The 21,641-nt window shown below is 68.2% G+C and carries 22 protein-coding genes; 10 read left to right on the top strand and 12 right to left on the bottom strand.

Features of this window, described 5'->3' with window-relative positions:
• The first annotated feature begins 8 nt into the window (after nucleotides 1-8).
• From B9S61_RS24820 to B9S61_RS24810, 3 genes are all read left to right on the top strand, one after another.
• A complete protein-coding gene (locus B9S61_RS24820) occupies nucleotides 9-293 on the top strand; it encodes a hypothetical protein (RefSeq protein ID WP_103544235.1) in 285 nt (94 codons plus the stop codon).
• Between the two features lie 485 nt (nucleotides 294-778).
• Nucleotides 779-1,345 (top strand): ATP-binding protein, encoded by a 567-nt coding sequence (locus B9S61_RS24815; protein ID WP_103544234.1) that lies wholly within the window; start codon nucleotides 779-781, stop codon nucleotides 1,343-1,345.
• Between the two features lie 307 nt (nucleotides 1,346-1,652).
• Nucleotides 1,653-2,483 carry an RNA methyltransferase gene (locus B9S61_RS24810; RefSeq protein WP_103544233.1) on the top strand — a complete coding sequence of 277 codons (831 nt, stop codon included), beginning with the start codon at nucleotides 1,653-1,655 and terminating at the stop codon, nucleotides 2,481-2,483.
• Nucleotides 2,484-2,493: 10 nt separating this feature from the next.
• Here the strand turns inward: B9S61_RS24810 and B9S61_RS24805 are convergent, their stop codons facing one another.
• The 12 genes from B9S61_RS24805 to B9S61_RS24745 all read right to left on the bottom strand — a co-directional run bounded on the left by B9S61_RS24805 (nucleotide 2,494) and on the right by B9S61_RS24745 (nucleotide 14,308).
• Nucleotides 2,494-3,495 (bottom strand): glycosyltransferase, encoded by a 1,002-nt coding sequence (locus B9S61_RS24805; RefSeq protein ID WP_103544232.1) that lies wholly within the window; start codon nucleotides 3,493-3,495, stop codon nucleotides 2,494-2,496.
• Nucleotides 3,492-4,391: a glycosyltransferase gene (locus B9S61_RS24800; RefSeq protein WP_103544231.1), complete on the bottom strand. Its 900-nt coding sequence runs from the start codon at nucleotides 4,389-4,391 to the stop codon at nucleotides 3,492-3,494. The genes B9S61_RS24805 and B9S61_RS24800 overlap by 4 nt, the downstream gene beginning before the upstream one ends.
• Nucleotides 4,388-5,143 (bottom strand): HAD family hydrolase, encoded by a 756-nt coding sequence (locus tag B9S61_RS24795; RefSeq protein ID WP_146064942.1) that lies wholly within the window; start codon nucleotides 5,141-5,143, stop codon nucleotides 4,388-4,390. The genes B9S61_RS24800 and B9S61_RS24795 overlap by 4 nt, the downstream gene beginning before the upstream one ends.
• On the bottom strand, nucleotides 5,140-6,162 hold the full coding sequence (locus B9S61_RS24790) for an NAD(P)-dependent oxidoreductase (RefSeq protein ID WP_103544229.1): 1,023 nt from the start codon (nucleotides 6,160-6,162) through the stop codon (nucleotides 5,140-5,142). Before B9S61_RS24790 ends, B9S61_RS24795 begins: the two co-directional genes overlap by 4 nt.
• A 108-nt stretch (nucleotides 6,163-6,270) precedes the next feature.
• Nucleotides 6,271-7,503 carry a polysaccharide pyruvyl transferase family protein gene (locus B9S61_RS24785; protein ID WP_103544228.1) on the bottom strand — a complete coding sequence of 411 codons (1,233 nt, stop codon included), beginning with the start codon at nucleotides 7,501-7,503 and terminating at the stop codon, nucleotides 6,271-6,273.
• Entirely contained in the window at nucleotides 7,500-8,555 is a 1,056-nt protein-coding gene (locus B9S61_RS24780; protein ID WP_103544227.1) for a glycosyltransferase, read from the bottom strand. Before B9S61_RS24780 ends, B9S61_RS24785 begins: the two co-directional genes overlap by 4 nt.
• Nucleotides 8,552-9,595 (bottom strand): glycosyltransferase family 2 protein, encoded by a 1,044-nt coding sequence (locus B9S61_RS24775; RefSeq protein WP_258039841.1) that lies wholly within the window; start codon nucleotides 9,593-9,595, stop codon nucleotides 8,552-8,554. The genes B9S61_RS24780 and B9S61_RS24775 overlap by 4 nt, the downstream gene beginning before the upstream one ends.
• Nucleotides 9,592-10,284, bottom strand: coding sequence for a phytanoyl-CoA dioxygenase family protein (locus tag B9S61_RS24770; protein ID WP_181007513.1), 693 nt, complete (start codon nucleotides 10,282-10,284; stop codon nucleotides 9,592-9,594). The genes B9S61_RS24775 and B9S61_RS24770 overlap by 4 nt, the downstream gene beginning before the upstream one ends.
• Nucleotides 10,285-10,301: 17 nt before the next feature.
• The gene (locus tag B9S61_RS24765) at nucleotides 10,302-11,306 is read right to left on the bottom strand and encodes a UDP-glucuronic acid decarboxylase family protein (protein ID WP_103544225.1); all 1,005 of its coding nucleotides are present in this window, start codon (nucleotides 11,304-11,306) and stop codon (nucleotides 10,302-10,304) included.
• A 599-nt stretch (nucleotides 11,307-11,905) separates the two neighbouring features.
• Nucleotides 11,906-12,412, bottom strand: coding sequence for a GNAT family N-acetyltransferase (locus tag B9S61_RS24760; protein WP_258039842.1), 507 nt, complete (start codon nucleotides 12,410-12,412; stop codon nucleotides 11,906-11,908).
• Between the two features lie 14 nt (nucleotides 12,413-12,426).
• Nucleotides 12,427-13,278, bottom strand: a complete 852-nt coding sequence (locus tag B9S61_RS24755; protein ID WP_103544223.1) for a hypothetical protein — start codon at nucleotides 13,276-13,278, stop codon at nucleotides 12,427-12,429.
• A 613-nt stretch (nucleotides 13,279-13,891) separates the two neighbouring features.
• The gene (locus B9S61_RS24745) at nucleotides 13,892-14,308 is read right to left on the bottom strand and encodes a hypothetical protein (protein WP_103544221.1); all 417 of its coding nucleotides are present in this window, start codon (nucleotides 14,306-14,308) and stop codon (nucleotides 13,892-13,894) included.
• Between the two features lie 611 nt (nucleotides 14,309-14,919).
• Here B9S61_RS24745 and B9S61_RS24740 point away from each other — a divergent pair.
• The 7 genes from B9S61_RS24740 (at nucleotide 14,920) to B9S61_RS24710 (ending at nucleotide 21,639) form a co-directional block, all read left to right on the top strand.
• The gene (locus B9S61_RS24740; protein WP_181007511.1) at nucleotides 14,920-16,323 is read left to right on the top strand and encodes a helix-turn-helix domain-containing protein; all 1,404 of its coding nucleotides are present in this window, start codon (nucleotides 14,920-14,922) and stop codon (nucleotides 16,321-16,323) included.
• 63 nt (nucleotides 16,324-16,386) lie between these two features.
• Complete coding sequence (locus tag B9S61_RS24735; protein ID WP_103544219.1) at nucleotides 16,387-17,385, top strand: asparaginase; 999 nt, start codon at nucleotides 16,387-16,389, stop codon at nucleotides 17,383-17,385.
• Between the two features lie 33 nt (nucleotides 17,386-17,418).
• Nucleotides 17,419-17,886, top strand: a complete 468-nt coding sequence (locus tag B9S61_RS24730) for a PPC domain-containing DNA-binding protein (RefSeq protein ID WP_103544218.1) — start codon at nucleotides 17,419-17,421, stop codon at nucleotides 17,884-17,886.
• A 546-nt stretch (nucleotides 17,887-18,432) separates the two neighbouring features.
• Entirely contained in the window at nucleotides 18,433-19,671 is a 1,239-nt protein-coding gene (locus B9S61_RS24725) for a helix-turn-helix domain-containing protein (RefSeq protein WP_103544217.1), read from the top strand.
• Nucleotides 19,672-19,780: 109 nt separating this feature from the next.
• Nucleotides 19,781-20,125 carry a hypothetical protein gene (locus B9S61_RS24720; RefSeq protein WP_258039840.1) on the top strand — a complete coding sequence of 115 codons (345 nt, stop codon included), beginning with the start codon at nucleotides 19,781-19,783 and terminating at the stop codon, nucleotides 20,123-20,125.
• Between the two features lie 95 nt (nucleotides 20,126-20,220).
• On the top strand, nucleotides 20,221-20,415 hold the full coding sequence (locus B9S61_RS24715) for a hypothetical protein (RefSeq protein ID WP_103544216.1): 195 nt from the start codon (nucleotides 20,221-20,223) through the stop codon (nucleotides 20,413-20,415).
• A 219-nt stretch (nucleotides 20,416-20,634) separates the two neighbouring features.
• Nucleotides 20,635-21,639 (top strand): hypothetical protein, encoded by a 1,005-nt coding sequence (locus B9S61_RS24710; protein ID WP_103544215.1) that lies wholly within the window; start codon nucleotides 20,635-20,637, stop codon nucleotides 21,637-21,639.
• The last annotated feature ends 2 nt before the right edge of the window (nucleotides 21,640-21,641 follow it).

Here is a 21,641-nt window from a genome sequence, read left to right as displayed (position 1 = left end):
AGGGCATCGTGAAGGCACCCGCTTCTTCCCGTGAAGTGCGAGGGCTGACGAGTGACGAGCTGCTCGCTCTTCCGGCGGTCATCGACCTCGACACCGCGAACCGGGCGCTGATGATCGGCCGCTCCACCGGATACGGGCTCGCCAAGCAAGGGGGGTACCCCGTCAAGGTGCTGCGGCTCGGCAATGCCTACCGAGTAGTGACTGCCGACCTGCTGAGGCTGCTCGGGCTGGAGCGCCAGCAGCCGGACGGCGGTCCCGAAGCCGCCGGCGAGCAGCACAGCCTGTGTGCGTAGAAGCGCTCGCATCCCAAAGCGCCGCTTGCCGGCGCAGGGCGACGCCTATGATCGCCCTGGCCTGGTCCTGCAGCTGCGAGGCGTACTCGACGACCCGCTCACCGTTCTTCCTGACTGCCCACACAGTCAAGTCCCTCCAACCGGTCCGCGAGGCCCGCCTGTGGGGACGACCGTCAAGGGCGCCCGATTCAGCCGCTATACGGACAGGGGATAGCTGCGCCGGACAGTGCACGAGCGTGATGGCGCATTACTCCTCGTCCACGGCCTCCAAGAGTGGTGGTCTGAGGTGAGGTGCGGAGGGGTACGGTCTACGCGACGTGTGTTTCCGGTGTTCGCGGCCTCAACAGAAGCCGACCCGTACCACAACACGTCGAAGCGTCAAGGCGTCTTGCCGGGCGTGCCTACGGACAGACTGTCCTCCCACAGCCCTTGTCGGGTGGAAGGCTTCTTTGTCACTGAGGCCACTACCAGGTGAGGTTGTCGTCATGGCGCGTCGCAGTCCCGAACGTCCGACGTACGGATTCACGGTTGCGGCTGCTGTCGACGCTGTCCCGGCCGCACGCCGCCAAGTTGTTTCGCTAGCCCGGGATCTGGGGCTTCCGCTGTCGGACCAGACACTGGAGACCGTCGAGTTGCTGGCCGGCGAGGTGATCGCCAACGCTGTCCTTTACACAGACGCTCCGTGCGACGTCTCCGTGACGCGGGCCGACGAGCGGCTTCGCGTCGAAGTCACGGACACGGATGCATCGTTGCCAAGAAGTGTTGAGGCAGGGCCGAACGACGAAAACGGTCGGGGCCTCCTGCTCGTGAGCGCCTTGGCGGCCGACTGGGGGATGCAACCGGAACCCTCGGGCAAGACGACATGGTTCGAGATCACGTCGGAGCCCTGGGCCGAGGACACGGGCGACTACCGTGCGGATGCACTGCCTTCACCTCACGTGGGTGACGCTGCCGTCCGACGAACCGAGTGTGACGCTCGTAGGGCCTTGCCGGCCGACTCGCAGTCGTCGTTCGGCGCAGCAACTGCTGGGAAGCGACATCAGGCTGCATGAGGCTGTGATCCCAAGCGGCCGTCCCCGGCGACCTCGAGACGGAACGGCTCGTGGCCGAACTGCACGCGGGTTGAGGGATGGTCCGGTCGTAGAGAAGCCGTTGGAAGTCAGCTGGTCGTTCCCGGCGAGGTCGTAGCCGTCGCCAACAGGGCGACCTCGTCTGCGCTGCCGCCCGAAGCCGAGACGCCTGCACAACGGATGGACACGTACAGTCACGATCCAGTCCGTGTAACCTGCTGGGTGCCCGGTGCCGTGTTACGCCTGGGACAACTGGGTTCGCAACGATCATCTTCGGCTTGGAGGACGGGTGGCAGTGCAGCGGATCACGACCCGCAATGCCCGTTTCCAGCAGCTGCAGACGCTGCTCAACAACCGCACCAAGCGAGGGCGTGCCAAGGAGTTCCTCGTTCAGGGCGTGCGGCCGATCACGATGGCGGTGGAGCACGGCTGGACCGTTCGGTCCCTGCTCTACGATGCCAGCCGCCCGCTCTCCCGATGGGCCGAGGATCTACTGCGCGGTGTCGGCGCCGAGCGCGTCGCGATGGCGCCGCAGTTGCTCGCCGAGCTCAGCGAGAAGGCCGACGGGGCCGCGGAGGTCCTGGCAGTGGTCGAGATGGCACCGGACAGCCTGTCGCGGATCAAGGTCCACGATGACTTCCTCGGCCTGGTCTTCGACCGGCCGACGCAGCCCGGCAACATCGGAAGCATCGTGCGATCGGCCGACGCCTTCGGCGCGAGCGGGCTCATCGTAACGGGGCACGCCGCGGACCCCTACGACCCCAAGTCGGTACGTGCCTCCACGGGATCGTTCTTCGCCGTGCCCGTGGTGCGGAGCCAGTCGCACCACGAGGTCATGGAGTGGCTGGAGAAGGAACGCGCTCAGGGGCGGCCGGTTGCCGTCGTCGGCACGGACGAGGACGGCGATGCCGAGGTCTCGGAATTCGATCTGACCCAGCCGGTTCTACTGCTCATCGGCAATGAGACCGCCGGCCTCAGCTCGGCCTGGCGAGAGCTCTGTGACCACGTGATCAGCATTCCGATGACGGGCTCGGCCAGCTCCCTGAACGCGTCGAACGCCGCCTCCGTCGTTCTCTACGAAGCGCGCCGTCAGCGTCTGGCGAAGCAGCGTAAGGCGTGACCTTCCGAGGTCACGTCCAGACCTCGCCGCTGACCGCTCTCTTGTAGACCGCCAGGTACTGGCGGGCGATGGTGTGGTGGCCCCATCGGTCCACCGCTGTTTCGCGCACGACCTGGGCCGTGGGAAGCGACGCCAGCACTCCCTTCGCGTCGCCGGGTGTGATCTCCCCTCCGATCGGCAGCACCGTACCGACGCCGGGGACGATCTCCGGCAGGCATCCGTTGTCCGTGGCGATCACCGGGGTGCCGCTGGCGGCGGCCTCCGAGACCACGGTGGCGCCGGGCTCGATCCATCGTCCGCCGAACGGTCCTCCCCACGGCTGGGACAGCACGAGTTGCGCTCGGGCGCGTGCGATCAGCCGGGTACGGGCGCTGCCGCCGACCTCGCCCACATAGCGGACGGTGTGCGGGAAGTCGGCCAGCAGCGCGTCCAGGTAGTCCTTCTCCCAGGCCGGTCCGGCGACCCTCAGCGGCACGCCGGCGGCGCGCGCGAACGCCGCCGCCTCGCGCACGCCCTTGTGCGCGGAGACCCGGCCAAGGAAAAGGAGATAGTCGTCCTTCACCTCCTGGAACTGACAGCGCGCGGGGTTGACCGGTAGCCGGATCACCGGCGCGGAGACCGATCCCGCGGCAGTGCGTTGCGCGCGGGAGAGGTAGACGCCGTTGGTCTGGAGCTCCGGCACGCTGTTGAGGTGGTGTGTGCTCACCGTGGGTCTGTGGTTGCTGGCTGGCAGCGCGGCGGTGTTCGAGTGGTCGTGGACGATGTCCGGGCCGAAGGCTTCGATGGCGGCGTGGATATCGGCCGTCTCCACTGCGTCGGACACCGTGACGCCGTCCTGGACCGGGCTTCCTGGAGCTCCGAGGAGGAGGATCTCGCACCCGGCCTCCAGCAGCCCGTCCATGAGCGTGGCGACGACCCACTGGATGCCGCCGTAGCCCTGGGGCGGCACGGTGATCCACTGGCTGGGGTCGGCACCGTACCGGTAGGGCGGAATGACCATGGCTGCCTTCATCGATCGCTCCTGGTTTCGGCGTCGGCGGCGCTGGCCCGGCTCCGTGTGATGGCCTCCCGACACACTCCTAGAAGAACGCTGGCGGTGTAGAGCAGGGCGAGGGCGGCGCGCATCGGACGGGTGCCGTCTCCCGAGCGGTTGCGGTTCCATTCCTTGGCGATGCCTCGCCGTGCGTCGTTACGCCGTGCTTCGCTGCGGCCCTGCCATAAGGCGCGGCGCAGCAGGTAGGACAGGGTCAACCGGTGGGCAGGGATCAGGTGTTGCACCTCGGCGTCGTGCAGGATCGTCGCGGTGGCACCGCACGCGGTCATCTCCCGTACGAAGGTGGTGTCCTCGGCGGAGATGAGGGAGCCGCCGATCCGGCCGAGGCGCTCGTCGAAGCCGACTCCCAGCAAGCGGGCGTGCTCGACGTCGATGGCGAAACTGCCGCCCCAGATCGACGCCGGCTGGGCCGGCGCGTGGGAGCCGAGGTAGTGCAGCTGTCCCGAGGTGAGGAACCACGGGCGGCGGCGCCCTTGAAGGTGGGCAGTGATCCTCGTCCCGGTGACGTGTGCGCCGGCGGTCAGGGCTTCGCGTATGCGGGTCAGTGCCTCGGCGGTGGGGACGATGTCGTCGTCGAGGAAGACGACGTGCTGCGTCGTGGCCTCCTTCATGGCCTTGTTGCGGCTGTGGGCGAGTCCCTGGTTCCCCTCGTTGCAGATGACGCGGATGCGGGACGGAGGCGGCGAGGCGTCTGTGGGCAGCGTGGGTAGGTGCTGGGCGGGCATGTCCGCGATGACCAGGAGCCGGTCCCTGAGGCCCATGGTCGGGGCCGTGCGGGTGACAGCTGCCGGCAGGCTGTCGGGGCGGTTGCTGCAGATGACGATGGTGAGAGGTAAGTCGGCGCCGAGGGTCATGGGCGCACCTCCTGGCGGGGGCGTGGGCTGTGCCCTTGGTGGCTGATGGTCCGCAGCACATTGGTCAGGTCTCCGAGGGCGGCGATGGCCCAGTGGCTCGTGCTTCCCTCGGTTGTGTGGACGTGTTGGATTTTCAGCTCTCGGTAGGCGGTCACGATCTCGGGAGCGACCCCAGCGGGCGCGCTCCAGCCGCTTTCGACGTGGACGATCGCTGCCGAGCAGCCGAGAGCGAGTGCAGGTGCGGCGTCGTGGTCGGGCCGGTCGCCGATGACCATGGTGTGTTCCGGCTTCCAGTTCAGCCGGTCCATGGCCCACTTGAAGAGGCGGGGGTCGGGTTTGGCGTAGCCGACGAGGGAGTCGAGCGCGACGAGTTGGACTTGCTGCTCGATTCCGAGGGTACGCAGGGCGGCGAGGCATTCCGGGGGCTGGTTGGCGACGATGCACACGTCGTACTCCTCGGCGAGGTGGCTGAGGGCGTCGACGGCTCCGGGAACGGGCTGGACCAACGAGGTCCAGCGCTCGCGGACGCCCCGCCAGCTCTTCGTGCCGTTGGGCGGGAACAGGCTGGGCGGGGGCGATCCGGGCGCGCGTCCCTGGTAGAAGTCGTGCGTGGCCTGGAGGAAGGCGTCCATGGTGAAGGCGGGATCGTCCGCGCGCGTGAGCTCCCAGACGCCCTGGAGCCAGGCGAGGTCGAAGGGCTCGTCGTAGTAGAGGACGCCGCCGACGTCGACGGCCAGGGTGCGGCGCGTCATGACGTGGCCGCCCGTCCGGCGGCCCAGGTGAACCACTCGGGCTTGTCCGCGGTGTCGTTCTCGATACTGAGGGAGGTGGCGGGTTCCACGGGGCCGTGTTCACGGGCCCAGGCCGCAGTGCGTCGCAGACCTTCGGCGAGCGGGGTGTCGGCCCAGTCGCCGAGCGTTCTACAGGCGAGGCTGTTGTCGGTGTACGCGGCGTGGACCTCGTCGCGGGCAGCCAGGTGCTTGATGGGGTGGTCGGGTACGCCCATGGCGGTGCGCACGGCGTGCGCCATGTCCAGCACGGTGCTCGTGTGTGAGGAGCCGACGTTGAAGACCTGGTTCCAGGCGGCTGGCTGGTCGGCCGCGGCGAGGAAGGTGCCGACGATGTCCGGGGCGTAGGTGAAAGCGCGGATCTGGCTGCCGTCTCCGTACACGCTGATCGGCTCGTCGCGCATGATCTGGTTGAGGAAGATGGCGACGGCGTTGCGGTACGGGTCGCCCATGTTCTGCCGCTCGCCGTAGACGTTGTGCATGCGCAGGGCGAAGTACGGCAGGCCCTGCAGCTGCATGGTGACGGCGAGTTCGCGCTCCACGGCGAGTTTCGCGTTGCCGTAGCTGTCGGCGGGGACGGGCCGCTCGTCCTCGCGCATGGGGACGTGTCCGTGGCCGTACACGGCGACCGACGAGGCGAAGCCGAAGAACCTGACCTTGGCGGCCAGCGAGGCGTTGATCAGGTTGATGCTGCCGAGCAGGTTGACGGAGTAGTTGTGGCGCTTGACTGCGTGGCTGATGCCTTCGGCGGCGAAGGCGGCCAGGTGGTAGACACCGTCGAAGCGGTAAGAGGCGAAGAGTTCGGCGACCGTGGCCTGGTCGGCGACCGAGTCGACGACGAGGGTCGCGCCGGCGGGCACGTTCTCGGTCTTGCCGCCGTCGAGGTTGTCCAGGACGACGACGTCGTCGCCGCGCTCGATCAAGGACGCGGCAAGGTGGGACCCGATGAAGCCGGCGCCGCCGGTCACCAGATGTGTGGGCATGGCGTGTCTCCCTTGGCGTGAGTGGGTCCCGCCGCGGCCCTGGACTGGGCCGCAGCGGGTCGTGCGCGATGCGGTGCGGGCAGGCGGACCGCCTGTGCGACTGGTGGTTCAGGCTCCGAGGAGCTCGTTGATCTGAGCGAAGTCGCTGCGGGCGCGGTCCGTGATCAGCGGGAGCCGCTGCCGCAGGGTGGTGCGCAGTGCGGTCGCGTCGGTGTCGTTGATGAGCCGGCCGATGACCGTGGTGTCCTGGGTGAAAGCGCGGACGTCCGCGTGGATGCCGTCGACGTCGACCGTGTGACCGTAGGTTTCGGCGAGCACCCCGTTGAACTTGTGCGAGTGGCCGATCGCAATTGCCGGGGCGCCGCCGGACAGTGCGCCGATCGCGGCGTGCAGGCGCTCGGAGATGACGAGTTCGGCCTGTGACAGCACGCCCTTGTAGTCGGATGCCGTTAGCGCGCCCGGCAGCGCCATGACCTCGGGCATGTCGGCCGCTTCGGCGATTCGGGCGGCGAGGATCCGGTCGTCGTTGTGCGGGCGGGAGTCGTGGCAGTGCGGGATGAGGACGACCGGCATCCTCCGGGTGCGGACGAGGGAGGTGGCGAGTCGCGTCAGTGCTGCCGCGTGCTGGGACTCCTCCAGGGTGCTGAAGCGGGTGATGCCCTGGCTGGGGGCGAGGCAGAGGTAGGGGTCTTCGGGGGCGAGCCCCAGAGGCCCGAGCACGGCCGCTGTTCGCTCGCCGGTAGCGGCTGGCAGCAGGAAGGCGGGGTCGGAGGACAGCCGCACACGGTGTTCGGGAAGGCCGAGCTTGCCCACGAGGTAGTCGAGGGAGACGCTCTCCCGGACGGTGAGGAGATCGCACCGGGTGGCGACCGCGAGCCATGCCTCGGCATCGGCCGGGTCGTCGAAGGGGCCGACGGACTGGCCGATCATGGCCGTCGGGATGTCCCGCTGTTGCGCGGCGGTGAGGACCCGGAGGTACGGCGTGGAGACCCCGTAGTCCGAGGTATGCAGGTCGCCCCCGGTCGCGATGACCAGATCGGTTTGGGCGAGGAGCTGTTCGCGGCGTTCGGCCAGTTCGGCGGGGCTCTCCTGGGGGCGCATCTGCTGCCAGGAGCGGGAGACGACGAACGGGTCGGCCACGCAACGGGCGCTGGTGGGGGCGAGGGATTCCGCGTCGAGCACCGGGGTCTGGGTGAGAACGGTGACGTTGTCGCCTCCCCCGGGGCCTTCGGTGTTCAGCTGCTCGATGATGGAGCGGGCCAGGGCCTCGACGCCGCGACTCTCACAGCTGGTGATGCCGGTGATCAGGACGTTGGACACAGCAGACCTCTCAGGGATCATCGGGTGAACCGGATGAGTTCCGCCAGAACCGCGCGGTAGTTGAAGCGTTCGTGTACTCGGCGCTGGATGGTCGCCAGCCGCTCGCGGTACCGGATCGGCTCACGGATCATCCGGGCGAGGCTGTGGGCCGGATCGTCGTCGAGCAGAAAGAGCTCCACGTCGTCGCCGTAGAGCGCGGACAGGTAGCCCAGGTCCGGCCAGAGCGCGGGGATGCTGCCCGAGGCGAGGGTTTCGAACATGCGGGGGGTCAGCAGCTCCATCCGCGAGAGCAGCGGACGAGCCAGTACCGGCGTGATCGCCGCCTGGGACATGGTGGAGACCACGTGCCCGAACGGAACGGGTGGCGCCACCTCGACACCGTGATCCCGCATCCAGCCGGGCACGTTGGTGGTGGCCGTCTGGTGGTCGGGGTGCGGGTCGCCGGTCCACCAGCGTCCGCACACGCGGATGCGTCGGATCGGCGGCTGGGCGTCGGCTGCGGCCCGGATGAGGCTGGTCATCTCGCTCCAGCGCCACCAGTTCGCGCCGACGTACTGCAGCTCGTACGGCAGTGCCCGCGGGTGCGGGAGGTCGCTGGCGAGCCGGTGGATGTCCGGCATTCCGAAGTAGCTGAAGAACTCGGCCCCGTCGGGGAGGCGTTCGTTCATGCGCGGCTGCAGGATCAGATCGCTGAGGTCGGCATACAGCTTGTGCCAGGACTCGATGGTGTCGGCACCCGCGTTGTCGTCCGCGCCGGCGGTGACGTACGGGCCCCAGTGGCCGTCGGGATCGATGATGATGCGCCGCTGCAGCGGCACGGCCTCGCAGAGTTCACGCTGCTCGGGCGAGAGGAACTGCCTGCTCTCGAAGACGAGGACCAGGTGGGTGGCCCAGCTGATGTCGTCCACGAGAGGCAGGTGGCCGTTCACCGTGCCGTCCAGGCGCGACAGTTGGCTTGAGACGCCGACCTCGCATCCGGATGTCGAGGCGACCCGGGCGTACTCGGCGATCATGTGGCTGGAGCCCGCGTTCCAGTGGAAGACGCCGGCGAACAGAATCCGGGGTGTGGTCATTGCGCACCCCTTGCCTGCGGTTGAGCGTGGCTGCCCGTCGGCGAGCCGAGCCGGCGGTGGGCACGTCGCCGGGCCCGGATCAGAGGTGCGCGGCGCACGAGCCAGCACACGGCTTTCGCGGTTTCCCAGGTCCCGCGCCACCAGGTGGTCACTCCGCCCACGCCACGTCCGCGCAGATCGTCCCTCAGCCACCGGGACGCCAGGCTCAGCATGGGCAGCGGGCGCCAGTCGATGTCGGTGAGGAGGTAGTAGTAGCGGTTGCGGCGCATCTGGACGCGCCGATAGCTGCTGCCAGCCGTTCCCCCACCGCCGAAGTGCTGTATGCCGACGTCGAGCAGGAGCGCGACGCGCCATCCGGCCCAGCGGGTGCGGCGGCACAGGTCGGTCTCCTCGTAGTACGTGTGGAAGACCTCGTCGAGGAGTCCGACGGTGCGCAGCAGCGCGGCACGTACGAAGAAGGCGGAGCCCTGGACGTACGCGTGCTCCAGGGTGTTCGGGGCCCGGCCTTCGGGTGGGCTGGCCGGCGAGGGGTGGTTCGGCCAGTCGCCGGCGAAGGCGTGCTGCTCGCCCCAGCGCAGAGCGGACTTCGACCAGTCGTTGTACGCGCCCAAAGCGGTGCTGCCCGACTCGTCGTACTCGTACTGCATGGGGCCGACCACGCCGTAGTCGGTCCAGGTCTCCATGAACTCGGCCAGGTCGCGCACCAGCGACTTCGGGGTCTGGGTGTCCGGGTTGACGAGGAAGACGTAGTCGGCGCCGTCGGCGAGGGCCGCGCGCATGCCGATGTTGTTGGCGCGGGCGAAGCCGACGTTGCTCTCGTTCTGGATGACCCGCACCTCGGGAAAACGGTCCTTTACGAAGGCCGTGCTGCCGTCGTAGGAGTCGTTGTCCACGTACCAGACCGTCAGGTCGATCCCGGGGACGTCGCTGTCCAGGAGCGTGGCGAAGCAAGGCTCCAGCCAACGGGACTCGTTGGTGCCCACCGTGATGGTGGCCACCCGCACCCTGGCACTCTCGCCAGTGGGGTTGGGGATGGTCACGGCAGCTCCCGGTCGGCGGGGGCGAACTCGATGACGATGCTGCGGCGGATCCTCGGGGAGGTGTTGCGGCGCGAGGCGTGGGCGATACGTACGTCGTGTACGGCGATGTCACCGGCCGAGAGCGGGAGGGCGCGGACCGGACCCCGCACCTGGAGCGCCTCGGCCTCTTCCGCGTCGGGCGTCAGGTGGGAGCCCGGCACGAACTCAAGGCATCCGTTGCCCACGTCGGAGTCGTCGAGGAAGACGCTGAGGTTGCACACGGTGTGCGGAGGAACATTGGTCCGGTCACGATGCCAGGGCACTGGAGCGGCCACTCCCGGCAGCTTGACGATCATGGCGCAGGCGGTGGCGCGTACGGGCCCGCCGAGGATGGCGACGGCCATCGGGTGCAGAGGGCTGTCGTCGGCGTAGAGGCGTGTCGCCGCCGGGGAGCCCTGGTTCTCCAGGTTGTGGATGCGGTAGAGAACGGGCGCGTCCGTGCCCGCGGGGGTGAAGTGCCAGTAGTCGTCCGAGCGGAACCCGTCCTGGGTGAAGCGCCGGATCAGGGCATCAGCCTCCGTGCGGAGGGCTTCGAGGGACTCTCCCGCGATCTTCTGGGATAAGAACGCGTAGCCGTCCGCACGGAAGTCCTGGAGGAACCCGTCGCCGAGCTGCTGCCTGTGCGACAGGGCCTCGGCGGACTCCGTCATTCGTGGTGCGTGACGCGTCATCGTTCCCTCACTGCGGTGTCGTTGAGCTGCGCAGCGAACCAGTCGATGGTGGTGCTCAGGCCCTTGCGGGGATCGGTCTCGGGCTTCCAGCCGAACTGCTCCCAGGCGAGGGCGATGTCGGGTCTGCGGCGCTCCGGGTCGTCGACCGGGCGGTCGACGAACTCGACGGGCGCGGCGGAGCCAGTCAGTTCACGCACCAGGTGTGCGAGTTCCAAGACCGTGGTCTCGGTGGGATTGCCCAGGTTGACGGGGCCGGGGTGGCTGCCCGCAGCGACGGCGAGGATGCCCCTGACCGTGTCGCCGACGTAGCACAGGGACCGCGTCTGCGAGCCGTCGCCGGTGACGGTCAGTGGCTCGCCCGCCAGCGCCTGGCGGATGAAGTTCGGTACCGCTCGCCCGTCCTCCGCGCGCATCCGCGGCCCGAACGTGTTGAAGATCCGTACGATCGCGGTGTCGACACCGTGCTCGGCGCGGTAGGCGGTGGTCGCCGCCTCCGCGAACCTCTTCGCCTCGTCGTACACGCTGCGCGGCCCCACCGGGTTGACGTTGCCCCAGTAGGACTCCCGCTGAGGGTGCTCCAGCGGGTCGCCGTACACCTCGGAGGTGGAGGCGAGCACGAAGCGGGCCTTCTTCTCTCTGGCCAACTCCAAGGCGCTGAAGGTTCCCAGGGAACCGGCCTGAAGCGTCTGGACCGGCAGACGCAGGTAGTCCTGCGGAGAGGCCGGCGAGGCGAGGTGGAGTACGAGATCGACTTCCCCGGGTATCGGGATCGGGTCGGTGACGTCGTGGACCATCAACTCGAACCGGTCGTCCAGCTGACGGTGTACGACGTTGTCCTCCGTGCCCGTAAGGAAGTTGTCCACGCACACCACCTCGACACCGCTGTCGAGCAGCAGATCGCACAGGTGTGAACCGACGAATCCAGAGCCGCCGGTGACGACCACGCGGCGGAAGGGGGCCCGGTTCGAATCCGGGCCGTGCCTCCGTAAAGAGGTACTCATAATGCCTCATTCCTCACAATGTGAACGAAAGTTGGCATGGCTGTGCCACACAGCAGGTGTGGCGAGAAGTGCGACGAGCTCAGCGGCGTTCGGCAGGGTCGGCATGTAGCCGCCGTGCCCGGTGAGCGCAACCAGGAGCAGGTTTCGGTCGGCCTCGGAGATTTCGCCGGTGTCCCTCAGCGGGGGTCGGCGACAGCCTGGTCAGTCACTTCGACGACGACATCGTCATCGGCCTACCAGGCTTCACCCCGTCGCGCCGGAGTCCCCTGTGGTTCTATCGGCGTCGGCGACGAGTTCGGCCTGTGACCAGGCCGTCGTCCTTGACGGCGTCCGGGCCCGGCCAGCCGCTGAAGCAGCGGTGGACGGTGCGGCGTGCCACGCCGGCAGCGACCGGTTCGGCCGCCAGAGAGCACCGGAGCCGAGGCGTCCTTGTGGACTGCCTGGTGTTGAGCGTCAAGGTCATCATCCGGCCCTTGCCAGACGTGGTCCCTTGCCTACGCACGGCTTCACCTCCATGGGGAGCCACCGCGAGATGCGGAGCACGCGCGGTCGGCCCGCACTCCACAATGACGGTGAACAGCCCTCCTGCTTATGAGTGTTTATGAGCGTGCTGTCGTCGCCCCGTCCGACAGGCGTTCGCGCATGGGGACCGTGCTCCTGGCCCCCGGGGCGAGGTTCCTCATGTACGTGATGGCCTCCGCGGAGCGGCCGGTGCGGGTGAACCCGGACTCGATCAGCACCCGCCCGGAAGCGTGGTTGTCGGGGTGGTGCTTGGCGTCAACGGAGGCCAGGCCGAGCGTGGTGGAGGCGAAGTCGAGCACGAGCGCCACCGCCGTGGTGGCGTACCCGTGACCCCATGCGTCGTCTCGAAGGATGTAGCTGAGCGCCGCCGAGGTACGGGCGCGGCGTAGCTTGATCACGCCGACCAGGTCGTCAGCGTGATCGATGCCGAAGCAGTACAGCATCCGCGGCGTCGCACGACTCTCGGCGATGCGATCGGTCACCCAAGCGGCAGCGCTCTCAGCGGTCAGGGGCGCTCGCGGCAGGTACCTCACGGAAGCGGCGCTGTAGATGCGGCGGACCGCTGGTGCGTCGGTCAGGGTCACCTCGCGGAGCGAGATCACGGCTCGACCTTGAGCAGGAGCTCCGCCAGCTCGCCGGCCGTGGGCCTGTCCTCGGGTACGGCAGCGAGCGCGGGCCGGAGGGCGTCCTGGAGCTCGGGCCACACGGCCGGTGCGAACGGCAGACGGCCAGTGGCGATCGCGTCTCGAACCCCGTCCGGGCCCGCGGCCTTCCGGTCGATACCCGCGGCCTTGTAGTCGAGCGGCCAGCCTCCCGAGGCGCACGTCCACAGGACACCGGCGAGGGCGTACGTGTCGCTTGCGCGCGTCGGCGTCACCGGACCGTCTCCGCGTGCGACGGCGGCAGCGAGTTCCGGCGCCATGAGATGCACGATGCCACCGCTGAAGCCGCTGACCGGCTCCTCGCCCTCGTGCCAGGACCAGGCGAAGTCGATCAGGCGGACGCCCGCCGGGGTGTGGATGCCGTGGGAAGGCTGGAGGTCGGCGTGGATCCATCCGGAGGCGTGCAGGTCGGCGACTGACCGGCACAGGTCAGCGCCACCTCGGAGAGCGGCCTCACGTCCGCTAGTGCCCTCGCGAGCGGGGGTGAAGACCGCCCAGGTGGAGGGGCCGGTGAACCAGGGCGTGACGAGCCACGAGCCGCCGTCGTACGAACCGGAGATCGCCTCGTATTCGGCAACGCCCATGGACACCATGGTGGTTGCCTCTCGCAGCGTGGCTGCCACACCGTTGTCGTATCCGATTTTCACCGCGACCGTGCCCTCGGGGCCGGCGGCCTTCCAGACTGCGGAGCCACGCCGGTTGGTCAGCTCCTTCAGGTCGACAGTGCCGCCGCAGGCGGCTTCCGCGGCTGCGAGGGCTTCGGGTGGACAGGGAGGGAACGCGACCATGCCTTTACCGCCTGCCAATCGTGTGGGATTCGCTCGAGGACATCGCTCCCATCGTCTACCGCGACCGAGAGAGCATCCGCGAGATCAGGGGTGTCCTTCAGAAACTGCGGGTCGCGGGCTCTCACGGCGGGGCGAACAGGGAGGAACGAACACGGGGGAGGCGGGATCGGGCGGCTTGCTCTGTCGAGCCGCTGCTCGCCTCCCTGGAACTTCCCGAACATGACACCGACAGGGCCGTACAGGTTCTTCAGCGCCCAGTGCGGCCACGCCATCAACTCACGGTGTTCGACTCCTTGGATGTCCCCCAGGATGACGACGTTCTCACAAACGAGAGCGCCTCTCGGGCGAGTCGCGAGTGGACGAACCCACTCCGCGGCCTGCACTCCCGCATGGAACAGACCAGCTTCCACGGACTCGGGATCGCTGCTTGCGATCTCGTACACCGTCCAGGCCGTCAGACCGTGTCGAAGGGAAGGCACGAGGTAGGGGCAGTGCGCGGACACACGGTCGAGGTAGCCCGTGATGTCCACGGTCCGCGGAGCCGTGGTACGTGCCTCGACCAGGCGGAGCGCCCTGGCACGGGACCAGGACGCTCCGGTCAGAGGGCCGGTCGTCATCCGGCCGCGAGTGCCGAGATCTTCGGTGCGACGTCGCCGCCGTCGCCCGGGATGGGGCTGCAGTCCCACTCCGCCCACACCTCGCCGGTCTCGCGGTAGCGCGCCATGGCCCGCTCGTCGAGCACCCCGTCCGCGCCGGTGAACCACACCTCGGGCAGCGGGCCGAACATCTCCACGTAGGCGTCGACCCAGGAGATCCGGCCGTAGCCGGTGTTCTCCACGTGGTTGATCAGCCGGCCGGCGCTCTGCGCGCAGAACTCCGCGTACTCGGGCTTGCCCAGGAGCTGGTGCCACTCGGCGTCGATGGCGGCCGAGAACATCTCGGGCGCGACCTGGCCGGCGTCGAACTGCCGGACCGAAACCTGGAAGAACTTGCCCAGCTCGGTCCTCTCGGGGGTCTGGACAGCGGTCACGCTGAACTCCTCTCGTCTGGCGGAAGTGGTCTTGGAACGTGTGCCGGGAATCCCTCGGGACTGACTCCCAAGGCCGGTTGGCACCCGCCGTGCAGTTGATCGCGGAGACTTGGCGGGCCCCGCGCGGCTGCGCCGACCGATCTGGTCTGGGCGCTCGGATGACCGGCATCTCGTGGTGAAGACCCTTCCAGTTCGCACACATCGTGAGCGGACAGGTTGTCCGCAGGTTTCCGGAGCGAGGAGAGTTGACGGATCAGCATGTTGTGCTAGGGGCGGCGAACCAACTGTGCGGATTCGTAGTGCAGTTGAGGGGTCGGTTCAGGAACCCGAAGAAGGGCTTTCAAGGGACCGGCCACCTTGCTACCGAGCTTCCGCCGCCGTGTTTGGGTGATCGGCCGGCGCGGCAAAGTAGTCCTGTGAAAAGTTCGGCAGCTGGGGGATACGCCTGATCACCTAGGGGTGAGACCGGGATGGCTCGCGGGGTGGAACGGCACTGTTCGGTGTGCCGTGCGACGCTCAGCCGATTCAACGTAGGACCGCGGTGTGGGCCCTGCCAGGGGGGTGGTGCAGCACCCCGAGTCGGACGTGAGTTCTGGGTGGAACCCGCAGTCGTGGCGGCGATCCGTGCCTGGGATCTCGGTGTGGTCGTGCGGCTCTTCCGGCAACACACCGGCCTCTCACAGGCAGCGGTCGCCCGGCTCGTCAACATCGACCAAGCCGAAGTGAGCCGGCTGGAGCGAGGCCGGAAGAAGATCCGCGACCGTCGCCAGCTCGCACAGTGGAGCGAGGCCCTTGGAGTGCCTGACGGCCTCATGGGACCGTTACCCGACGTCGACCGGCCGTCGTCGATGGCGGACAGCTCGGGCAACCACCTGACGCTTCCTGATGGACACGGGCAGCTCCTTCTGCCCGCCGGGCGGAACCTGCCGCCTACGGCGCTTCCCACGCTGACAGGGCCAGTCGCCTCCTTACAGGGCGGCGCTCTGCTTCTCGCGTCGAGCGGGGAGGCCGAGGCATGGAGTCGGATGCCGCTCAGGGCCCTGCTCGTCGTGCGCCACAGCGGAGACGGGACACAGCGGTACTTCGTCACGGACGCGCGCGGGGGCGTCCGTGACGAAGCCGGAATGCCTTTCGCCATTCCCATGGCCTACGAGTTCGACGACTTCACCTTGGGGATCCTCTGGGCTGCGGCAGGGTTCGACTCCGCCATCCTTGGCGACGACGCGGCGCTTTACGGAGAGCTGGACCTTGCATCACAGGACTTGTCAGGAGTTGGCCGTCAGTCGGTCACTCTCGACGGGCTTACCGACGGCTCCCAGATGCTCGTCGGCTCGCGGGCATGCGCCCGGTTCATCCTCGACCAGCGCGACCAGCTGGCCGGCGATCCGGTCTTCTGGACCCGCGAACAGCGAGGGGAGGAAGCCGCGACCTGGCTGCTCTTCGAGCACAAGCACCGCTACCTCGAGTTGATGGCTCCCGCGCGAGCACACGACGGCGTTGGACGAGCCTTCTGCGTTCCCCACCAAGAGGTCGCCGCCTCGCCCATGTACGAGCGCGTGTTGCTGTTCCTCGCGATCGCGCTGATGGAGTCGTACGGCATCACGACCTGGGTGACCGACGAGGCGGACCTGCAGCAGACGGAGGGCTTCGCGCTTGTTCCTGGTCACCGGGCCGCCATAGCGACCTGGGTACGCGCTGAATCCGCGCCCCAGACCGCTCTGACTTCCGGGGCGCGATCCCTGCGGGCCTTCGCGGGCATCACGGGCCACGCGCGAGCACATAGCGTCACCATGGGATCGACCTCCGGGGAGCGCTTGGCGGCGACTTCGGACTATCTCGGCCTTGACCGAGCGTGGTTGACGCACCGCTGTGGACAGCTTGCCGCTGTGGGAACCACCGGCCTTGCCCGGCCACGAAGCCGCCATCTCAGCCTTGATGCCTTGGACCGGGCCTGCGCGTACGTGGCGGCTGAGTTGCGGTCCGAGGCCGGTGCCCCTGTGGGAGCGACCCGATAGCCTGCACGGAAAGATCTCCGAGGACGAGATCCAACCAGGCTGCGTAGATCGGAAGTTGGGGCGATGGCAGGCGTGACACGAACGGTGGCTGTCTACTCTCTCGGCGGCACCATCGCCATGACCACCGACCCGGCGACCGGAGGAGTCGTGCCGGCTCTCTCCGCCCATGACCTTCTGGCGGCTGTCCCCGGCCTGGATGGCCACGGCATCGACCTGCGCGTGCACGACTTCCGCCGGGTGCCCGGTGCCTCGCTCACCTTCGACGACCTCACGGAGCTCGGCACCGAGATCGACAAGGTCCTCGACGGCGGCGACGTCGACGGGATCGTGATCACACAGGGCACCGACACCATTGAGGAGACGGCGTTCTTCCTCGGCCTCCGCCACGGTCACAACCAGCCGGTCATCGTTACCGGTGCCATGCGCAACCCCACCATGGCCGGCCCTGACGGACCGGCCAACCTGTACGCGGCCGTCGTCGCGGCAGCCGACCCGCAACTGCGTGGAGCCGGGGTGCTGGTCGTCCTAAATGACGAGATCCACGCGGCACGGCATGTCCGCAAGGCCCACACCACCAGCCCTGCCGCCTTCGCGTCACCCGGCGCCGGACCCATCGGCCGGATCACGGAGGACCGGGTACGGCTGGCCTCCCCGCTGCCCGAACGACTCGTTCCCCTGGCACCGGCCGTCCGTGACACACGCGTGGGCCTTTACACGGTCAGCCTCGGCGACGACGGCACGCTGCTCGAAGCCTGGTCCGGCCAGTGCGACGGGCTCGTCGTCGCCGCCTTCGGCGTGGGACACGTCCCTCAGCGACTCGTCGAGAGCCTCGAACGGCTCGCCGTACGCATTCCCGTGGTCCTCGCCTCGCGCATCGGCAACGGCCCGGTCCTGACCGGAACATACGGATTCCCCGGGTCGGAGAAGGACCTGATCAGCCGGGGGCTCATCCCGGCCGGCGACCTCGGCCCGTACCAGGCCCGCCTCCTGCTCCAGGCGTTGCTCGCCCAGGACGTGGCCCGCGAGAGCATCGCTGAGCAGTTCGCCGTTTTCGCGCGCTGATTCCGCACGTCAGCCACGCCCGAGAGGACCCGCATGCGTGCCCATGAACTGACCACCGGCCGGACGTTCGGCGTCACCTTCGACCACGGCGAGGACTTCTTCGACGCGCTCTCCGCGTTCTGCCGTGACCAAGGAGTGCGGCAGGGCTACATTCCCTCGTTCATCGGTGCGTTCGCCGAAGCCGAGATCGTTGGCGCCTGCGAGAAGCTCGAAGACCCGGACGCCCCGGTCTGGGCCAAGACGTATGTCACCAACGTCGAAGCCTTCGGTGCTGGGACAATCGCCCACGATCCCGAGACGGGAGGCATCCTGCCGCACATCCACGTCTCCGCCGGGCTGAAGGCACAGTCGGCCGACGGCCGTACCAGTCACCTCCTGAGCGCCAAGGTCCAGTTCCTCAGCGAGCTCTTCGTCGTTGAAGTGATCTCACCGTCCATGACCCGGCCTCGAAACCCTGAACTGTATGACGTGCCACTACTCACTTTCGGCCCTCCGGAGTGACGCCCTCGTGTGACGACAAGGTCGTGATCGTGGACGGCGACGAGCACGCGCGCGGATTCGCCGAGGTAGCGCTCGGTGCGGAGTCGGCTGCTGTGGAGACGCGTGGCGTACCGGCATCCAGTCTCAGCCACTCTCGCCTCCTCCCTTGCACGAGATAGCACGGGTGCCGTACTTCACGTGAGAATGAGCAAACACGCTCAGGTAGTCCCGTCGCGCGAAATGCGTGACCACTGTCCGTAACGGGATACGGCCTGTTGATCGCAGCAGTCGAAGAGAGGCGCGGACAATCTGTCCGTAAGCAATTGTTCCCCAGCCCTTGACGACCGAGTCGCAATGGCACTCAAATCTGGACCATTTTCCTCCCCCTTGCCCGCGTTTATGTAAGTTCCTCAAATTGTGCTGGAGGTCTCGGGCGCGATACCAAAGGGCTTCACCCCATGGGCGCCCCGCTGCCAGCTCCGTTAACACTTGGTGACCAGGGGCGCGAGTTGGGGTGTTTTCCGTACCCTGAGGCGAGTGCTCCATCGCGAAGGGACAGATCCACCGATGAGTGAAAACCTGACGCTGGGAGATCGTCTCCGTACAGCACGCAGGACACGGAAGCTGTCTGCTGCTCAACTGGCACAGAAGGTCGCAGTCTCCCCGAGCTACGTGCAGAAGTTGGAGTCCGGCGCACGGAAGGCTTCACCGTCGCTGGTGCTGGCACTCGCGAAGGCGCTGCGCTTCGGCCCCGAGGTCCTGACCGGCCAGCCTTACTACGGTGAGCCGGAAGCCGAAGACGGCGTCCACGCCGTCATCCCTGAACTTCGCCGCCTCCTGCTCTGCTACGACAGCCCCGACGACTTGGAGATCGCACCCCGTGCGCTTCCCGTGCTCGCCTCGGAAGTCGACCAGGTGGCGGCCCTGCGCCGTGACGCCCGCTACGCGCCGATGGGCCCCCTGCTGCCGCCGATCATCACCGAGTTGACGCACGTAGCCCTTGGCGGCGGCAACGGCGACCAGAGCAAGGCGTTCTGGCACCTGGCGCGCGCCTATCGTGCCGTGAACTCTCTGGCCCACAAGATGGGTCACCACGACCTGTCGAACACGGCGTTGGAACGCGTCCGTTGGGCGGCCGACCGCTCCGGCGACCCCCTGATGCAGTTCACGGCCGGTTACCTCGTCGCGGGAGCGATGCTCCGCCAGGGCGCGTACTCGCCGGCACGTCGCAAGCTCCTCGCGCTGCGGACCGAGCTGGAACGGTTCCAGCCGGAACGCTCCTTCACGCAGGACGCGCTTGCCGTCGACGGCGCGCTGTTGCTGAAGCTGGCCGTTCTCGAAGCCCGTGAGAACAACTCCGATCGCGCCGACGACTACCTCCGGGAGGCGGAGCAGGTCGCGGGCATGGCAGGCAACCGCGACTCCCTGGCCTACGAGATGTCGTTCGGCCCGACGAACATCCGCATCCACGAGGTGCACGCGATGATCGACATGGGTGACACCGAGCAGGCTCTCGCCCGCCTCACCGAATGGTCTCCGGTTTCCGGCGGCGAATGGGCGCCGCCCAGTACGACCGTCGGCGAACGGTCGAGCCACCACTTCATCGACGTGGCCTCCGCGAAGCTCGCTGTGGGCGATCGGCCCGGTGCCTTCGTGGATCTCAAGCGCGCGCGGAAGGTCGCGCCGAACCACACGCGGTTCCACCCGTCCGTCCGCGAGACGACTGCGGCGCTGCTCAGGATGGACGCCCATCCTTCCAACGAGCTGTCTGCGTTCGGCAGTTGGACGGGACTTAGCACAACCTGAGCTTGTGTCAAGGGCTTTGGTGAGCGAACCCCACGGACAGTCTGTCCGCGCACAATAGCTTGCTGAATGGAATGGTCTCCTCACACCCAGTGGTGAGGAGGCCTTTTCCATGTCCGACGACAATCCCGCAGCTCGCGCGGTTCCGCCGCGCTGGATGCCCATCGGCGAGGAGCCGGAGCTGTGCTCGGTCGGCGAGTGGTGGGATGCCGTACGCGCCGTGGAGGCCGTGGGCCAGCGCGCGATCGAGATCCTCGGCGAGGGTGACGAACCAGTAGGCCCTGTGATCCTGGACCACGAGGGTCCGGAGCCCCGGCTGTACTTCCTGGTTCCGGTGGGCACCGCGGCCCGCTGGGAGGAGCCGGGGACCGTTGCGTTGGGGCAGAAGTGCCACGTCGTCGTGCCGTCCGCCGAGAGCACGACACCTCCGGGGATGCACTGGCACGTCTTCCCCTAAGCCCCGCGATTGTTGACCCGGGCCGATGCTCTGCGCCGCGCGCTGAGCCAGGCTCGCAGGGAGCGACGGGGATCTGCGGAGGAAACGGCCTCCTGATGGCTCTGAGCATCTCGTTCGTGCTGTTGCTCGGCATCGTCGTGGTCGTTCTGATCCGCAGCAAGTCCGTGAAACCCGGACCCGCGATCGTCTGCGTGCTCTTCGGGTTCTTCCTGTCGAGCACGTCGATGGCCCCGAGCATCAACCGGTTCATGACCAGCATCGCGGACATGATCGGCCAGGTTCGTTTCTAGGCCGCTCGACTCGGTGCCCGAGTCGGCCACCGCCTCGCCTCCCGACGGCGGTGCACCCACCAACTTCGCGGCCCCACCCCCCCCAACTCGCCTGAGGCCCCCGATGACATTGACCTTCAACCCCGAGCGCACGACACCACCTCGCACCGTTCGAACACGCCGGACGGGCGGCCTCGAACTCGCGTTCCGCCACCGTCCCGTTCACGGCGGGGGACTCTGATGCGCCTCGTGTACCACCCCGCCGGGCACGACGACGACCTGGGCGTGGCCTTGGTCGAGTTGCAGGCCGGCCGCTGGAGAACGGCACGACAACTGCTGCTGGCCACGGCCACGCATTGGGCCCTGCGAACGTCACGCACCCAGCTGCTGGCGGTGGCAGCCGCCCGGTCGGACGTGGTGGGCGTGTGGCTCGACGAAGAGCCCGGCAGCTACGACGCGCAGTTGATGGGTGCCCGCGTTGCCGTCGAGCGGGCGCTGCGCGCGCACAGGCAACAGCATCCACAGACGCTGGAGTTGGAGGTTCGGGCTCGGCGTGATGCGCTGCTGGCGGCTCGTCGCGCGCCGCATGATCCCGTGCCGTGGGTGTGCCTCCTGGCTCTGGCGCAGATCGATACCCGGCAGCTGCGCCAGGAACACCGCGTGAATCCCGGCGAGCCGATGCTGCCCAGCGGTCCGTGGGGGCTGTTGTACGAGGTCAACCGGCGTGATCCGTGCAACCGGGAGGCGTACCACCGGGTGCTGCAGTTCATGCTCTCCCTGGATGGCCCGCCGGGTGCCTCCCTGGCCGCGGTTGTCGACTTCGGTCGGTCCGTCGCCTCTCAGCGGCCTGTCGGATCGTCTCTGCCGCTTCTCCCCGCGTATGCGCAGATCGAGCAGCGACGGCGATCGCGCGCCGACCCGCTGTGGCGGCGGCAGTGGGCGCAGGAGTCGACGCTCGGCTACACGCTGACCGCCTTCCACGACTGGTTCCACAAGACGCACGGCAAGCAGCGCTCAGTGGCTGACCTGAGCCTTCTTGCCTACGCGTTGTGGGCCGGCCACCAGTATCTGGAAGCCGCCGAGGTGTTCGAGGCGATGGGCCCGTACGTGGCCCGCGAGCCGTGGGCGTCAGTGCATGAAGGGGCCGTTGGGCCAGACCCGGGTGAGGCGCTGCTCCTTCGAGCGCGCGCCGAGTCCCTCTCCTACGCCCGTACCCGTAGGCCGCGCGCCGGGCCGCACCCATGAGC

Origin of the sequence: Streptomyces sp. SM1, from assembly GCF_002910825.1 — a bacterium.
Taxonomy (GTDB): Bacteria; Actinomycetota; Actinomycetes; order Streptomycetales; family Streptomycetaceae; genus Streptomyces; species Streptomyces okerensis.
This window is presented reverse-complemented; position numbering and strand designations above follow the sequence as displayed.

What these genes read in the sequence shown, in the direction of transcription:
- B9S61_RS24815 (WP_103544234.1), top strand. Translation starts at nt 779, where the DNA reads ATGGCGCGTCGCAGTCCCGAACGTCCGACGTACGGATTCACGGTTGCG.
- B9S61_RS24805 (WP_103544232.1), bottom strand. Translation starts at nt 3,495, where the DNA reads ATGAAGGCAGCCATGGTCATTCCGCCCTACCGGTACGGTGCCGACCCC.
- B9S61_RS24800 (WP_103544231.1), bottom strand. Translation starts at nt 4,391, where the DNA reads ATGACCCTCGGCGCCGACTTACCTCTCACCATCGTCATCTGCAGCAAC.
- B9S61_RS24795 (WP_146064942.1), bottom strand. Translation starts at nt 5,143, where the DNA reads ATGACGCGCCGCACCCTGGCCGTCGACGTCGGCGGCGTCCTCTACTAC.
- B9S61_RS24790 (WP_103544229.1), bottom strand. Translation starts at nt 6,162, where the DNA reads ATGCCCACACATCTGGTGACCGGCGGCGCCGGCTTCATCGGGTCCCAC.
- B9S61_RS24785 (WP_103544228.1), bottom strand. Translation starts at nt 7,503, where the DNA reads ATGATCCCTGAGAGGTCTGCTGTGTCCAACGTCCTGATCACCGGCATC.
- B9S61_RS24780 (WP_103544227.1), bottom strand. Translation starts at nt 8,555, where the DNA reads ATGACCACACCCCGGATTCTGTTCGCCGGCGTCTTCCACTGGAACGCG.
- B9S61_RS24770 (WP_181007513.1), bottom strand. Translation starts at nt 10,284, where the DNA reads ATGACGGAGTCCGCCGAGGCCCTGTCGCACAGGCAGCAGCTCGGCGAC.
- B9S61_RS24765 (WP_103544225.1), bottom strand. Translation starts at nt 11,306, where the DNA reads ATGAGTACCTCTTTACGGAGGCACGGCCCGGATTCGAACCGGGCCCCC.
- B9S61_RS24755 (WP_103544223.1), bottom strand. Translation starts at nt 13,278, where the DNA reads ATGGTCGCGTTCCCTCCCTGTCCACCCGAAGCCCTCGCAGCCGCGGAA.
- B9S61_RS24735 (WP_103544219.1), top strand. Translation starts at nt 16,387, where the DNA reads ATGGCAGGCGTGACACGAACGGTGGCTGTCTACTCTCTCGGCGGCACC.
- B9S61_RS24730 (WP_103544218.1), top strand. Translation starts at nt 17,419, where the DNA reads ATGCGTGCCCATGAACTGACCACCGGCCGGACGTTCGGCGTCACCTTC.
- B9S61_RS24725 (WP_103544217.1), top strand. Translation starts at nt 18,433, where the DNA reads ATGAGTGAAAACCTGACGCTGGGAGATCGTCTCCGTACAGCACGCAGG.
- B9S61_RS24720 (WP_258039840.1), top strand. Translation starts at nt 19,781, where the DNA reads ATGTCCGACGACAATCCCGCAGCTCGCGCGGTTCCGCCGCGCTGGATG.
- B9S61_RS24715 (WP_103544216.1), top strand. Translation starts at nt 20,221, where the DNA reads ATGGCTCTGAGCATCTCGTTCGTGCTGTTGCTCGGCATCGTCGTGGTC.
- B9S61_RS24710 (WP_103544215.1), top strand. Translation starts at nt 20,635, where the DNA reads ATGCGCCTCGTGTACCACCCCGCCGGGCACGACGACGACCTGGGCGTG.